This window comes from Mucilaginibacter sp., from assembly GCF_025359345.1.
Classification (GTDB): domain Bacteria; phylum Bacteroidota; class Bacteroidia; order Sphingobacteriales; family Sphingobacteriaceae; genus Mucilaginibacter.
In genome coordinates this window covers 201694-216194 of record NZ_JANYGQ010000028.1, presented here as the reverse complement: position 1 = coordinate 216194, position 14501 = coordinate 201694, and the positions used below count along the sequence as shown (strand labels likewise).

10 protein-coding genes are annotated in these 14501 nt (G+C 43.3%); 2 read left to right on the top strand and 8 right to left on the bottom strand.

Annotation, left to right across the window (positions count from 1 at the left end):
* Positions 1 to 169 precede the first annotated feature (169 nt).
* Complete coding sequence (locus Q0R52_RS19430) at positions 170 to 1372, top strand: DUF763 domain-containing protein (protein WP_295797261.1); 1203 nt, start codon at positions 170 to 172, stop codon at positions 1370 to 1372.
* A gap of 291 nt (positions 1373 to 1663) precedes the next feature.
* On the opposite strand, the gene tmk is transcribed toward Q0R52_RS19430, so the two are convergent.
* The 3 genes from tmk to Q0R52_RS19415 form a co-directional block, all read right to left on the bottom strand.
* Positions 1664 to 2302 (bottom strand): dTMP kinase, encoded by a 639-nt coding sequence (gene tmk, locus Q0R52_RS19425; RefSeq protein ID WP_295797259.1) that lies wholly within the window; start codon positions 2300 to 2302, stop codon positions 1664 to 1666.
* A 75-nt stretch (positions 2303 to 2377) separates the two neighbouring features.
* Entirely contained in the window at positions 2378 to 2905 is a 528-nt protein-coding gene (locus Q0R52_RS19420) for a DUF4142 domain-containing protein (RefSeq protein ID WP_295797256.1), read from the bottom strand.
* 230 nt (positions 2906 to 3135) lie between these two features.
* The gene (locus tag Q0R52_RS19415; protein WP_295797253.1) at positions 3136 to 5718 is read right to left on the bottom strand and encodes a phosphoenolpyruvate carboxylase; all 2583 of its coding nucleotides are present in this window, start codon (positions 5716 to 5718) and stop codon (positions 3136 to 3138) included.
* Positions 5719 to 5953: 235 nt separating this feature from the next.
* On the opposite strand from Q0R52_RS19415, the gene Q0R52_RS19410 reads away from it, so the two are divergent.
* A complete protein-coding gene (locus tag Q0R52_RS19410; RefSeq protein WP_295797250.1) occupies positions 5954 to 8098 on the top strand; it encodes an FUSC family membrane protein in 2145 nt (714 codons plus the stop codon).
* Between the two features lies 1 nt (position 8099).
* On the opposite strand, the gene Q0R52_RS19405 is transcribed toward Q0R52_RS19410, so the two are convergent.
* The 5 genes from Q0R52_RS19405 to Q0R52_RS19385 all read right to left on the bottom strand — a co-directional run bounded on the left by Q0R52_RS19405 (position 8100) and on the right by Q0R52_RS19385 (position 14392).
* Positions 8100 to 8900, bottom strand: coding sequence for a hypothetical protein (locus Q0R52_RS19405; RefSeq protein WP_295797248.1), 801 nt, complete (start codon positions 8898 to 8900; stop codon positions 8100 to 8102).
* Positions 8901 to 8907: 7 nt separating this feature from the next.
* Complete coding sequence (locus Q0R52_RS19400; RefSeq protein WP_295797245.1) at positions 8908 to 10254, bottom strand: PhoH family protein; 1347 nt, start codon at positions 10252 to 10254, stop codon at positions 8908 to 8910.
* Positions 10255 to 11065: 811 nt separating this feature from the next.
* Positions 11066 to 11527, bottom strand: coding sequence for a DUF4268 domain-containing protein (locus tag Q0R52_RS19395; RefSeq protein ID WP_295797242.1), 462 nt, complete (start codon positions 11525 to 11527; stop codon positions 11066 to 11068).
* Positions 11528 to 11613: 86 nt separating this feature from the next.
* Positions 11614 to 13770 carry a glycoside hydrolase family 3 protein gene (locus Q0R52_RS19390; protein WP_295797239.1) on the bottom strand — a complete coding sequence of 719 codons (2157 nt, stop codon included), beginning with the start codon at positions 13768 to 13770 and terminating at the stop codon, positions 11614 to 11616.
* 175 nt (positions 13771 to 13945) lie between these two features.
* Positions 13946 to 14392, bottom strand: a complete 447-nt coding sequence (locus Q0R52_RS19385) for an SRPBCC domain-containing protein (RefSeq protein WP_295797236.1) — start codon at positions 14390 to 14392, stop codon at positions 13946 to 13948.
* Positions 14393 to 14501 lie beyond the last annotated feature (109 nt).

The window sequence follows — 14501 nt, the reverse complement described above, 5'->3', positions numbered from 1 at the left end:
TCCAAAATCTCCTACACAAGTTCGGGTTTTTGCAGCAGCGGAAATGCTTCTAATACTTGCGATTCTGATTTCATTGCAGCTAAATTATAAAAAATCAGGGAGCGATTAACAAAAGCTAAGCCGGAGTTGTGTCTATCATTTATCATATTAATTTACTAATTTTGTTAGCATGAAGCGTTCCGGGATTGCGGACTTGCCTTTGCATTATGGCTACGTACCTGCTTGGCTTGCCGAGCGGATGGCAAAACTGGGCCTGGCGGTAGTTGAGAACATTGTGCTGGACTATGGCCGCGACGAGGTTTTGCGTCGCCTGAGCGACCCATTCTGGTTCCAGAGCCTGGGCGCGGTAATGGGGATGGACTGGCATTCATCAGGTATTACCACATCGGTGATGGGTGCATTAAAACGTTCTGTTAACCAGCACAGCAAAGAACTTGGTATTTATATTTGCGGCGGCAAGGGTAACCATTCGCGCCGTACGCCCGAAGAGTTGATAAAAGTCAGCGAAACCACCGGGCTGGACGGCAACCACCTTGTAAAATGCAGCAAGCTAAGCGCCAAAGTAGATAATACTGCCATACAGGACGGCTTCCAGCTATACACCCATAATTTTATTTTAAGCAGCAGCGGCAAATGGGCCGTGGTACAGCAAGGCATGAGCGCCCAAAGCAAAACTGCCCGCCGCTATCACTGGCATTCAGAACAACTAACGTCATTTGTTAACGATCCGCACACTTTTATTTACGGGCAAAATACCGGCAGTATTTTAAATATGGCTGATAAACAGGCCGACAGTTCGCGCAAAGGCATTATGCAAATCGCCGGCGAAAACCCTGACACAATGCTGAAAGAAATTGGCAAGCTGACTATGCCTGCTCACCACGATGTCAGGGCAAAGGATGTCGACCTAAAAAGGCTTGGTGCAGTTTTATGGCTGGCGCACGAAAAGCAGCCAAAGGATTTTGAGGGTTTACTTCAATTACAAGGTCTTGGGCCGCGCACACTGCAATCGCTGGCGTTGGTTAGCGAGGTGATCCATGGCACGCCATCGCGGTTTAAAGACCCTGCCCGCTTTTCATTTGCTCATGGCGGTAAAGATGGACACCCCTTCCCGGTACCTACCAAAGTTTACGACGAAACCATAGGTGTGCTGCAAACTGCTATCCATAAGTCGAAATTAGGCTTGAATGAAAAAAATGAGGCCATCAGGCGTTTAACCCAGGTTGCACAGCGTGCCGAAGAAAATTTTACACCGAATGCTAATTTTGATAAGGTTATCGAAGAAGAAAGGCACAACTCATGGAAGTACGGCGGTCGCACTGTTTTTGGTAAAGCGCAACCGCCTAAGCAACAACAGCTTAAATTATTTTAATTTAAAGGGTATTTAATTGTATAAATCATAATAAAAGGTGGTTTTGCTTAATTAGAAACCAAATAAATTTGGAATTGTGCTAATAATTTATAATTTTGAAGAACAGAAAGCGTTTGATAGATTATAATCATTAAAATTGAACATCATGAAAGGGAATATACTGATAGACTTCTTAGTTAGAAATGGTTTCCTGCCAAACAATAAAAAACCTGTTTTAGCACCTGTGCCTGTTAAGAGTAAATCTCCGCTTCCCGCCCGTAAAGGCAATTAATAGCATAAATATCACAGCTTTTATTTCTCTGAATTTTCTTGCAGCATGCTTGCCACGTTGTCCCAAATATCTTTTGACGTATTCTGCGGGCTTTGATTGCCATTTGCGATAAAAACTTTTTCCTCGTCCTTCAATAAATCAATTATTTCAAGGTATTTGTTCCGTACTACACGCAAATTATCCAGTGTTTCGTAAAGTTCAATAGAAGTACGGCCTTTGTTAAGTCGTTCCATGCTTATTTCGGGCGAAATATCTATGTAGATGTTTAAATCAGGGCGCAGCAAACCCGCACTGAGGGAGTTGGCCTTTATCACCCAATCCTGGTCGATATGCGGGCTTTGGTAGGCATATGATGAAAAGTAATACCTGTCGGTGATAACCGTATATCCTTCCGATAACATTTTCAGCAACCCGTCTTTCTTGTTCAGAATATGGTTTAGCCGGTCGGCCACAAATAGCGCAGCTATAGTCCGGTGGTCGCTGTCAATCCGGTGATTGAACATATCCCTGATCATTTTGCCGGGAGGGCTATCGGTTGGCTCGCAGGTAACGTAAACTTTCTGGCCGGCTGCTTCCAGTTTCTCTTTCAATAATTTTACCTGGGTGCTCTTGCCGCTGCCATCTATACCTTCAAAGGCTATAAAAAAGTATTTCTTCATTAAATATTTGTATACGCCCAAATATACAGCCTTACGAAAGAAATCTTTGATTTTATCAGCAGCGAAGGGATAAATTTATTTCAAACTTATACAAATGGCGTTTGCCGAATCTAAATGCATTTTAATGGTGGTCAGGTTTTGCGTTGCAACTTTTTTTATTTTGCTATCAGTGTTTGCGGAGGCACTGGTAAATAGTTTTACAGCACCCTCGTGGTCAACCACAATCATTTGCAGGTAGGCTTTGTCAAATTCGGTCCCTTTTTTCTTCTCGAGGTCGTTTAACTGTAGCTGATGTGCCGGGCTGATACTGTCTGCTTCAGTTATCTTTTTATCTGTTTTGAGTTTTTCCAGGTCGTCGCCAAATTGTGTATGGTCGTCAATTATCATTTTTGCCAGGCTGATAACCCGGTGATTATTTGATTTGGTGATAACCATACCCGATGCTTTTATTTCCATAAGCCCACCCTCGATACCATTTTTTATAAATGCGATACCATCCTGGTCGTCGTTTATTTGGTTGTAGTTCTTCCCTTTTTTATCCTGGCAACCCTGTGCAAAAAACAGGAATATCATTCCCGCAGCCAGGTAAATTAAGTTCTTCATTAATGGTGGTTAGCTTATATGCTTACGAATATAACAATTAAACTCACAAGAGGTTTGAGCATAAGGATGATTGTGAGGAATATCATTTAAGTCAAGAAAGACTGGAGAGTCCGGGAGTCCGGAAAGTCAGCAAAGACGAAAAGGCGCGAAAGCTGGAATTAAAAAGTCCGAAAGCTAGTTTGCTCAACACAAAACCATCTTTCGGACTTTCTTGATTTTTCGAACTGCCGCTAGGCTAAGTTTCGCCCGGCATTTACAATACCGTAAACTGTACGAATTACCAGTTTGTTGTAAATCTTGGTTAACCCCTCGTCCTGGCAATCATTTAAGCATTGCAATGCATAATGCTGCATTATTACCAGCGGCAACACAATTTTTTCGCGTATGGCGATCGATTTGCGCTCCACGGGGTATTCCTGCATCAAAACTGTGCTACCGGTTAGTTCGAGCAGCATTGCTTTAGTCAGTTCAAATTCGTCCTTCAGCATTTTCCAGAATGCGCCGAATTTTTTGTCCTTCTCCAAATAAGCTGTCACCCTGAAATCGGACTTGGACATCGACATGGTACAGTTATCAACCATCGTTTTAAAAAATCCCGAACGGCTATACAGGTCTTTAATTTCTTCCCAATGCCCGCTGTCTTTCATTTTATTTAGTGCTGTGCCTACACCATAAAAACCCGGTATACTTTGTTTCAACTGGCTCCATGATGTTACAAAGCTGATGGCGCGCAAATCTTCTAGTTTTAACTGGGCGTCAGTATTGCGCTTGGTTGGCCGGCTGCTGATATTGATGTGCGAAAGCAATTTCAGCGGACTGAATTTCTCCAGGTATTCCACAAACAAAGGATGCTGGCGCAGGTCGAGGAACAGTTTATAACTCTCATCGGCCATTTTTGCTATTAACTCTTTATGGCGGGCATCCAATAGGTCGTTACGATTCGGATGCAGCGCAGATATTATGCCTGCATTAATCAACTGCTCCATGTTAAACCGCGCAGTCTCAACCGAGCCGTATTGCGAGCTTACGGTTTGCCCCTGTATAGTTAGCTGTATATGCTGATTTTCAATTTCGGCGCCCATTGAGGCGTAAAAGCGATGTGTTTTACCCCCACCCCGTGCCGGCGGTCCGCCGCGGCCATCAAAAAATGCCAAATCAATGCCATACTTACGGGCCATTGAGGTAAGTTCAACCTTGGCTTTGTAAATAGACCAGTTGGCCATCAGGTAACCACCATCTTTGGTACTATCTGAAAAGCCGAGCATAATTGTTTGCAGGTTACCCCTTTTTTGCAGGTGTTCCTTATAAAATGGATGCGTGTACAAGCTCTCCATAACGCCTGCCGCATGGGTAAGGTCGTTTACGGTTTCAAACAGCGGCATAAAGTCGACAGTAAGGCCATCTTTATCCCAGCCGCTCCACAAAAACAAATCAATCAGCTGCAAAATATCCGATGCTTGCTGACAATTGCTGATGATAAAACGCTGGCAGGCCTTTTCGCCATTGGTATGCTGAATTTGCTTCATCAGCCTGATGGTATTAAGCGTATCGGCAATTAAAAAATCAGCGTCAGCCGGGCAATGGAAATCAACTTTATTAAATGTTAATTGTTCAAGTTTTTCTGCTTCATCCAATTTTTCGTAGCCTTCAATTATGCCGGTTTCTGCTTTACGATGTTCGGTAACGTAGTTGAATACTTTTCTAAGTACGCGGCTGTCCTGCCTTATATCAAGTGTGGCAAAATAACAGCCAAATAAGCGTACCTTTTTAATCAGATCGTCCACTACTTTTACAAACAGGCTATCGTGATCGGCAATAAGGGTCTGCCTTATGGCATAAAGTGTATCTAATATTTCGGGGGCAACGTTTTTGGGGTCCTGCTTACTGTAGGCATTGTCGTATACCAGTTTTTCAAGCGTCACCATAAATTTCTCGACGCCGCGGAAAGTTATCCTGCGCTTCAGCACCCTGAAATCGCGGTAGTACGCCCTGAAAACCCGTTGCCTTAAAAACGCAGCTACAGACTTTGTGCTGTCGGCAGTTACATTCGGGTTGCCGTCGCGGTCGCCGCCAGGCCAAAAGCCCATTTCAAGCAACTGGGTAGCGCGATGGGTATCCAGCTCAAACTCGTCTTCCAGTTTGTTTTGTATACCTGAAACAGCGTGATAGAATATATTTTCCAAAAACCAGGCAAGGCTCACAGCTTCGTCAAATGGCGTCGGCGATTTCTTATTAAAGAACGGCGTTTTGCCTAATTGCTGCAGTAAAACATCAATGCTATTGATGTCGTTTGTTTTTAAGGCTTCAATCAAATCCGTCATGATACCCAAAACCGAGCCGGGATAAAATTGAGTTGGATGTGCGGTAAGCACCAGGCGCAATGAGAAGTCGTCTAATTTTTTCGCGATGTTGGTGCGCTGCTGCTCGCTTACCGATGCCTGTTGCAACAAGCTTTGCATGGTGCCGGTTTCGTCTTCACGACCTATTTTGCTAAATGATGAATCTTCGATAGCATCAAACAAAACCACCTGCCGCTCAATATACTGGATAAACCTGAACATGCGGTTTATCTGCTCGCGGTGGTCGATATCAGGAACATATTTTTTAAAGAACGACTCAATAATTTCTGACGGCGACAACTGCTTATTTGCTTCTTTTTCGCAATGGGAGCTAAAAAAAGGCAGCAAAATACCCGTATCTTTTACCTGGTAAAAGGGCAGCGTTTGAAATAAGCTGTTATATAACTCAAAACGGGTTACAACTTCGTTGTTAAAAGCTGTTTCTCTTTGGCTGAGTTTTAACGTAGATGGCATAAAGCAGTCGAATAAAAAGTTTAGTATAACAGGTTTGCAACAATTGGTACTCGTAGATGATTCAGCACCCGGGCATTTTATTGCGAGGGCTGAATTTCAAATTCAAGGCTAAAAATAGGAAATAATGAGTAATTAATAATGGTTATGTGTTATTAATGCCATTTTTATTAAAATAAGTCGTTATAATTTAATTTTTGTAAATTTGCAGGCCTGTTTAAGCCCAAAAAAAACATTTATGAAAACAGACTTCAGGGAAATAAAAAGCTTTTTTTACAGCCAGTATTTTTCTGACGGTATCCGCATGTCGATAGGCATCCTGTTTCCATCTCTGTTACTGATGCAATTTAACCATTTCGACATAGGGATTACCATGAGTTTGGGCGCGCTTTGCATTTGCACCATCGACAGCCCGGGACCGCTTTATCACAAGCGCAATTCAATGGCTATTGGCAATTTGTGCCTGTTTGTGGTGGCTGTTATCACAGGGTTTGCACGGCTAAATGTTTTTACGCTGGGACTGGAAATTACCGTCTTTTCCTTCCTGTTCTCCATGTTTATTGTATACGGCAACCGCGCGGCGTCAGTAGGCACCTGCGCCTTACTGATTATGATATTTATGATGGATAAAGATGCTAAACCCAACGAAGTTCTAAACATAAGTCTTATTGTTTTGGCAGGCGGCGTTTGGTATTTAATATTCAGCCTGATATTCTTTGGCATAAGGCCCTACCGGGCTGCTCAACAAACCCTGGGCGAAAACATTGCAGACATAGCACGATTTATTCGCATTAAGGCCGATTTCTACCTTTCGGATACTGACATCGACGAAAACTACCGCAAGCTGGTGTCGCAGCAAATAAAGGTTAGCCAGCACCAGGATGCCGTGCGCGAAATACTATTTAAAAGCCGGATAATGGCAAAGGAGTCGACCAACCCGAGCCGGGTTTTGGTTTTAACTTTTGTGGATTTGGTGGACATGTATGAGCAGATCATGGCTACCAGCTACGACTATAATCGTATCCGCGAAAAATTTGGGCCTACCGGGGTGTTAAAGCAAATAGCCGACCTTTTGCAGGAAATGGGCGATGAGCTTGATAACATCGCTTACATGGTGCTGTCAAACACTCGCAGCAAACATAAACCCGATTTTAATACCGGGCTGGAAAAGCTAAAATTAAGAATTGATGAAATTGGCGCAGGCGACCAGGCGGTAAGCAACATCGCCCTGAAAAAAATACTGATAAACCTGCGCGACTTAAACGAGCGGATTAAAAGCATTTTCGGCTATTACAACTCCAAATCGTACGAGGCGCTGCAGGAGAAAAACGACAATTACGAATACTCCAAATTTGTAACACACCAGGATTACGCGCCGCATATATTTTTCGATAACCTGTCGCTTAGCTCGGCGACGTTTAAGCATGCCTTGCGAGTGGCCCTGGTATGTTTAATCGGCTTTACGACGGCAAAATTTATCGCGCTTGGCCATCACAGCTACTGGGTACTGCTCACGATCATTGTTATTTTAAAGCCAGGTTTCAGCCTGTCCAAACAACGCAATTACCAGCGCCTTATTGGTACAATAGCCGGTGGAGTTATAGGTATTGCCATTTTACTTTTTATCCCCAATAAAACTGTTGAGTTTATATTACTAGTAGTTTTAATGATTGGCACCTATAGTTTTTTACGCCTGAATTATGTGGTAAGTGTAATATTGATGACCCCTTATGTGCTGATACTATTTAAATTCCTGGGTGTTGGCCAGGTGGTGGAAGAACGTATTATCGATACACTGATAGGCTCAACAATTGCCTTTATTGCGAGCTATCTTATTTTCCCGAGCTGGGAGTTTGAATTGATACAAGAGAACCTTGCCGACGTGCTGCACGCCAACACCAGGTACCTGGCAAAAATTACCGAAAGCATTTTAGGTAAGGACGTTACCCCTACCGAGTACAAATTAACCCGAAAGGACGTGTACGTAAAATCGGCCAACCTTTCGGCCGCCTTTGAGCGGATGACTTCTGAGCCGAAGAGCAAGCAACGCAAGGTTAAAGACGTACATAAATTTGTCGTGTTAAACCATATCCTGTCTTCGTACATCGCTACCATAGCATCGGCGGTTACCACAAAGGCTATTCACAAATCGGCAGCAGAGAACCTGAAATTGCTTAAACGCAGCATTGCCGTGCTAAATGATTCGAACAAAAAACTTGGCGGACAGGTTACCGAAGTTGGTTCTTCAAAAACCTTAACAGCCAATGTTGAAACTGAGCCAAAAGCGGTTTCGGCAGATGATTTGTTATTGAAGGACCAATTAGGATTTATTAATAAGATTAGTACGGATATAGCAAGGGTGACGGAGAGTATTGTGAGTTAGGTTAATAGTATTCGATCACCCGCTTAGTTATGGTCGTAAAAATAAAATCTCCCTGGTAGGTATTATGACCACTATATGAAGATGTATCAGTTAACCAGTTGCCATATCTATCAAGGTTGGCATACGAAGAACTATTGCCCCCTGTAAGGTTTCCATCAGTATCATAAATTTCAGATTTTATAGAATTACCTATATTATCATAAGTATATATTATTTTGGACTTTTTAACCTTAGTACCAAAAAACGATTCATCAATGGATTGTATCCTTTGATGCCGGTCATTATATGTCGAAGCTGTTTTCATAGTGAGTTGGTTGTTATCAATGCATTGCTCCGCACTTATCCGGTTCCCCGAGTCGTCGTACTTATAAATGCATCTATAGTCTATCTTTGCAAGCCGCATTTGAGGCCGGGCTTCAGATTTCATGTCGAATTCCGTCTCTTTGCCACTGCTATCATACTTGTAGATATATTTAACGGATAATTTCCCGCTACCATCAAATTGATTTCTCACGGCTACAGAATCACCAAAGTATTCAAACGAGAACCTTTGTTTTAATTCGCCGTTCTTTCCATACGTCTTTTCTTCTGACGCCCGCCCTTTTTCATCGAAAATTTCTATTGTCTTTTCAGGACTTGCGGTTGTATCAGGAGCCACGTGATTATCTCCTCTAAATGTATACGTCGTAACGCGTTTTACCTTGCCCATTAAAGGTGATTGGGAAACATCAGTGACCTTTGTTTGTGCTGTAGCCAATCTGATGTTGCATAAAAGAAAGCTAAATAAGATCAGGTTTTTCATACTTTAATTATAAAAGTTCCGTCGCCAAATTAGCCAACTCACTCCGCTCGCCTTTCTGCAATGTGATATGAGCGTACAATGGGTGCCCCTTCGCCTTATCAATAAGGTACGAGAGCCCATTACTTTCTGCATCTAAATAAGGGGTATCTATCTGGTAAATATCGCCGGTGAAAACGAATTTGCTGTTTTCGCCAGCGCGGGATATGATGGTTTTCACTTCGTGCGGGGTAAGGTTCTGCGCCTCGTCAACAATAAAAAATATCTTACTTAGCGTACGGCCGCGGATAAAAGCCAGCGGCGCAATGGCTATTTTATCGTTGGTTACCAGCTCGTCAATTTTGGCCTGCATTTTTTCGTCGTCAGCAAAACTGTCCTTAATAAATTTAAGGTTATCCCAGATGGGCGCCATGTAAGGATCTATTTTCGATTTGATGTCGCCTGGCAAAAAGCCAATATCCTTATTGCTCAGCGGCACTATAGGGCGGGTGACATATATCTGGCGGTAGTATTTGCGTTGTTCCAATGCGCTTGCCAGCGCCAGCAGGGTTTTGCCCGTGCCTGCGTTGCCCTGTATGGTTACCAGCTTAATATCCGGATGTAATAGCGCATGGATAGCAAACGACTGCTCGATGTTTTTAGGAAAAATGTTAAATACAGGCTGCTCGGTGATTTTTTCCAGCTGGCCAGTCTGCGAATTATAAAAACCGGGCGTCGCTCCTTTTTTGCCGTTTAAGATGTAAAAATGATTATGCGGCTGCATATCAAAATCTCCGCCGGGCAAACTTTCAGTTTTATTTAGCTGGTTAATTAGTTTTTCGGAGACCTTATTTAACGTTGTTTCGCCGGTATACAATTCGTCCAGGTTTTTGATTTTGCCGGTTTCGTAATCTTCGGCATGCAGGTTTAGCGCTTTGGCCTTTAGGCGCAGGCAAATATCTTTTGATACCAGCACCACCTTCTTGTCAGGATTTTCATCCTGCAAGCCCAAAGCGGCATTTAGTATGCGGTGATCGGTTTTATCCGAGCCAAACACTTCGGTAGCATCGGTTTGCGCCGCCACGGTATCAATAATTACTTTAAAATTGCCTTTGCTTTTGCCGTTTATGGGGCGCCATTCGTTTATTAAATGGTTTTGCGAGATATCGTCCATCAGCCTGATAAAGCTGCGGGCCTCGAAGTTGCGGGTATCGTTCCCGCTTTTCATGTTATCCAATTCTTCCAGCACCTGTATAGGTATGGCTACATCGTGCTCCTGGAAATTTTCGAAGGCGTTGTGGTCGTACAAGATTACCGAGGTATCTAAAACAAATATTTTTGGCCTTCCGTTGCTCTTGCTTTTGCCTTCCTTGCTCATGTCCTGCTAAATTAGCCATTTTCAGCCTGCCAGAAAAATGGAAATTCAATTCGCCAGGAAAAAAATGCTATAAAAACGAAAACGGAAGCGTCCTCTTGCGATTCTTCTTCCGTTCTCTGACTCTGCGCTCGACCGTAGCCTCCTGCAAAGCACCAAGTTTTGTGTATATTGACCGACTGCTATTCTGTTGTCCTTGCGGACATTGATCCTTTCAGTACATTAGCGGTTACTGCTTTTCTCCGTAAAAAATTGCAACTCCTCTCTAATACCTCTTTTTATGACCCTTCATTTTCAGTGGCTTGCGCCGTTTCATTTTCCGGTAATCTAGGCACTTCCGTGATCTTTAGCTCCCCCGAAGGTTCGCCCGATTCAATTCTGTAATCCTGTAAGGTTGTCAAAGTACGTCGTTCTTGATGATTCTAAGATAGTAGTGTAGACGATATCTGTCAAGAGTTTTTTTTATTTTTTGTTAACATGTTTTTAACATTTTTATACCATAGCTATATTGATTGATGTATAGATAATTGAAGCTGATTTAGCTATATTTTACAGGGTTATCAACACAGTACTTATTCACATAGATGACCAAAATCGTCCGTTTTTAAAAAGACAAAAATTCTTAAAATCGATTTTTTTTGAAAATTTGTTGTTTAAATGGGGTGAAATAATGGTAAAAAAAAGAGCTTTTTCACGAGTGTATCAGATAATTTAACCACAGAGACGCCGAGAATCCACAAAGACCACAGAAGCCTGAATATTCGATATTTTTTAAAATCTCAGTTCCCCCTCCGTGCCTCCGTGGTTAAAAATTCTACTTCAAAGCATCAAACCCATACTTAACGTCATTCCAAAACTCATCCAATGCAATTATGCGGGGTTTGAAGAAAGATATCAATTCCGGCCAGTCGTTTTTGTTGAAGATATTTACGCCATCTATTTGTTTAAATATACGGCTGGTGGTTTTGCCGTACTCGTCTGTGGTATGCAATTGCCACTCCCAGGTTTCGCCGATGGCTTCGTTTAGAATATTTCTGTACTCCTTAAACTGTTCAAAAAACAACTCCTGTATTCCCGGGTCTAAATGGGTTAGTTCTATGGCAATCGACGCGCTGCGCTTATCGGCCTGCATTTTAAAGTAAACATGCTTGATGCCGGTTTTATAATTTACCCAGTTCACTTTTAATCCTTCGGCGGACGGGTGCGGCGATACATACTGCCCAAAGGCCGTCCAGAACTGCTGTTTTAGCTGCGATGCTTCGTCTTTGCTGTACATTTTTGAGAGTCAAGAATCAAGAGACAAGAATCAAGAAGAAAAAAGTCAATACGCAAGTCCTGGCTCTTGACTCTTGGTTCTTGATTCTATTTTTCTTTAATTGTAAACGGCAACGCAAGCTTCTCATCCTGCGAGTTGCTCCCTAACACCAGTTTATAGCTACCGGGATATACTTTCCAGCCATGTGACGTCATATCCCATTTCTGTAACTCCCTTACTGGTATTTTCAGGGTGATGGTTTGCTCATTTCCTTTGATTACTGTAACGCGTTTAAAACCCTTTAGTTCTTTTACAGGCATACGGTCAATTTGCGGATATTGGATGTAGGCCTGCAGCACCTCATCGCCATCCATAACACCGGTATTTTTCACCTGTAGATTTACGCTAATGGTATCTGTTGGCTTATATCCATGTTTCATTTCATTTTTAAGCGAATAGGCAAACGAAGTATAGCTCAGACCAAAGCCAAACGGGTATTGCACAGGCCCGGTATAATAACGATAGGTGCGGCCTTTCATACTGTAATCTTTATAATCGGGCACATTGCTTAAAGCCTTGTAGAAGGTTAAAGGAAGGTGACCTGAAGGTGATACATCGCCGAAAACAATATCGGCTAGCGCATTACCACCCTGCTCGCCGGGATACCATGCAAAAATGATGGCATCGGCATAGGGCGCAATTGCATCGATATCAACATCGCTGCCAGCTGTTATTACTGCTACTATGGGTTTGTTTTTTACCGATTTACGAAGTTCCTTCATAAAAGCAATTTCGCTGGCAGGCAGGCTTAAATTTTTACGGTCCCCACCTGTTTCGGATAAAAACGCGTCACCTGCCTCGCCTTCCAATACAGGTGAAAGACCGATAACTGCAATAGTGGCATCGGCATTACCAGCGGCCCAGGTGCCTCCAAAGTGGACGGTATCTTTATAATCCGAACCCTGGTCGTACTCAACCCGGGTCCCCGGGCCAACGGCCGCTGTAATACCTTCTACAAAATTCACCACTTTGCTGCTGGTGCCGTGGTAATTGGCTATCATGGCATCCAAAGAGGCTGCGTTAGCACCAAGCACCATAATGCTGCTGTAATTGGCTTTTTTAAGAGGTAAAACATTATTATCGTTTTTCAGCAACACCATGCTTTGCTGTGCAGCTTTACGGGCCAGCGCAACGTGGGCTGCGTTATGAACACTGTCTGCCCCGTATCCATAATACGGCGAAGCAGTGGCATCATCATAAAAGCCAAGTTTAATTTCGGTCCGGAGCAAAGCCGCCAGAGCGCCATCAATTTCTTTTTCGGTAAGGAGTCCTTTTTGCACAGCTTTAATGGCATCGTTTTGTAATACGGTTGAGCAGTCCAGATCAATACCAGCTTTTATGGCTGCGGCGGCGGTTTCTACCGGGCCGGGCAGCGATTTATGGGTGGAATAAACGTCATCCAGCGCGCCACAGTCGGTAACTACATGCCCCTTAAAGCCCCACTCCTTTCGCAGCACATCAGTCAGCAGAAATTTATTGATAGAATTTGGCGTGCCGTTAACCTTATTATAGGCGCTCATCACCGATTCAACCCCGCCGTTAACCAGCGCATGGAAAGCGTACAGATAGGTTTCACGCAGATCCTTTTCGTCCACCCGGGCGTCGAAATAATCTCGGGTTGCTTCGGGGCCGCTGTGCACGGCAAAGTGTTTGGCAGTGGCCGACGCTTTTAAATGGTTAGGGTCGTTACCTTGCAGGCCCTGCACAAATGCGGTGCCCATGGTGCCGGTTAGAAAAGGGTCTTCCCCGTAGGTTTCCTGTCCCCTGCCCCAACGCGGGTCGCGGAAGATGTTGATATTTGGCGTCCAGAAAGTTAGGCCCATGTATTGCAGGTGCCGGTCTTTTGCTATCGCGAGGTTGTATTTTGCGCGTGCTTCGGTTGATATTGCGGTGGAAACCTGATGCAGCAAATCATCATTAAACGTAGCCGCCATGCCTATCGCCTGCGGGAAAATGGTTGCCTCCCCTGCCCTTGCTACGCCATGCAGGGCTTCGTTCCACCAATTGTAGGCGGGGATACCCAAACGGGGCACAGCTTTGCTGTTATAACCGAGTAATGAAACCTTTTCTTCGAGGGTTAGTCGGGATAGTAAGTCGTTTACGCGGGAATCGATTGATTTTGAGGCGTCTCTGTATGTAGGTTTATCCTGGGCGGATGTGATGTTTGACGATATTAATAATACAAACAGTAAGTATTTGAACATATGTTTTCCCATGTTTTGAGAGGGTTGGTAATGAGGGGTTAAACATAGGGAGAAAAATTAAAACCTTCGCGCGTAGAGACGCAATATTTTGCGTCTCCGAAAAACATTTCAAAGCATTTTCTGTAACCTACAAAGGCGGAGACGCAAATATTGCATCTCAAAAAAACAAATGTCCTCACACTGCATCCGTGCCTTTGCTTTCCTCCACGACCGCTTTCAACCCTTTCAGTATCTTCTCCCACCCCTTTTTCGATTTTTCGAATCTTTTTGCCGCGCCTTCACCAACGCCCACGTCGTCGGTTATAGATACAGTAGTTTTGCCATTTTTGTAGGTTAGCGTATCAGTCACTGTTGAAAATGTAGCCGACTTATCGCCAGTATTCTTTAAGTTGTATTGTAATAATTTCCCAGGCTCTATTTTTAATATCCTGCCCTTCATTTCAATGGGGAAAATTAAAAACATCCGTCCCTTAAATGTTATCGGGCTGCCTTCTTTCCACGATGATATCACTTTGCAATTGAAGAAATACTTTTTTGTTTTAAGGGGATCAGTTAGTGCATCCCAAACAGCGGAAGGCTCGGCATTGATGCTCACCTCCTTCTTTACAACATGTTCTTTCATAACGGTTCTATTTTTAGGTTTAGTTAGCTAAAGTTTAACAATCGCAATTGGAAAGTTGTTTTTTGTTTTTTATCCGTTCATTATATATGCTATTTGATAAACAACAGTT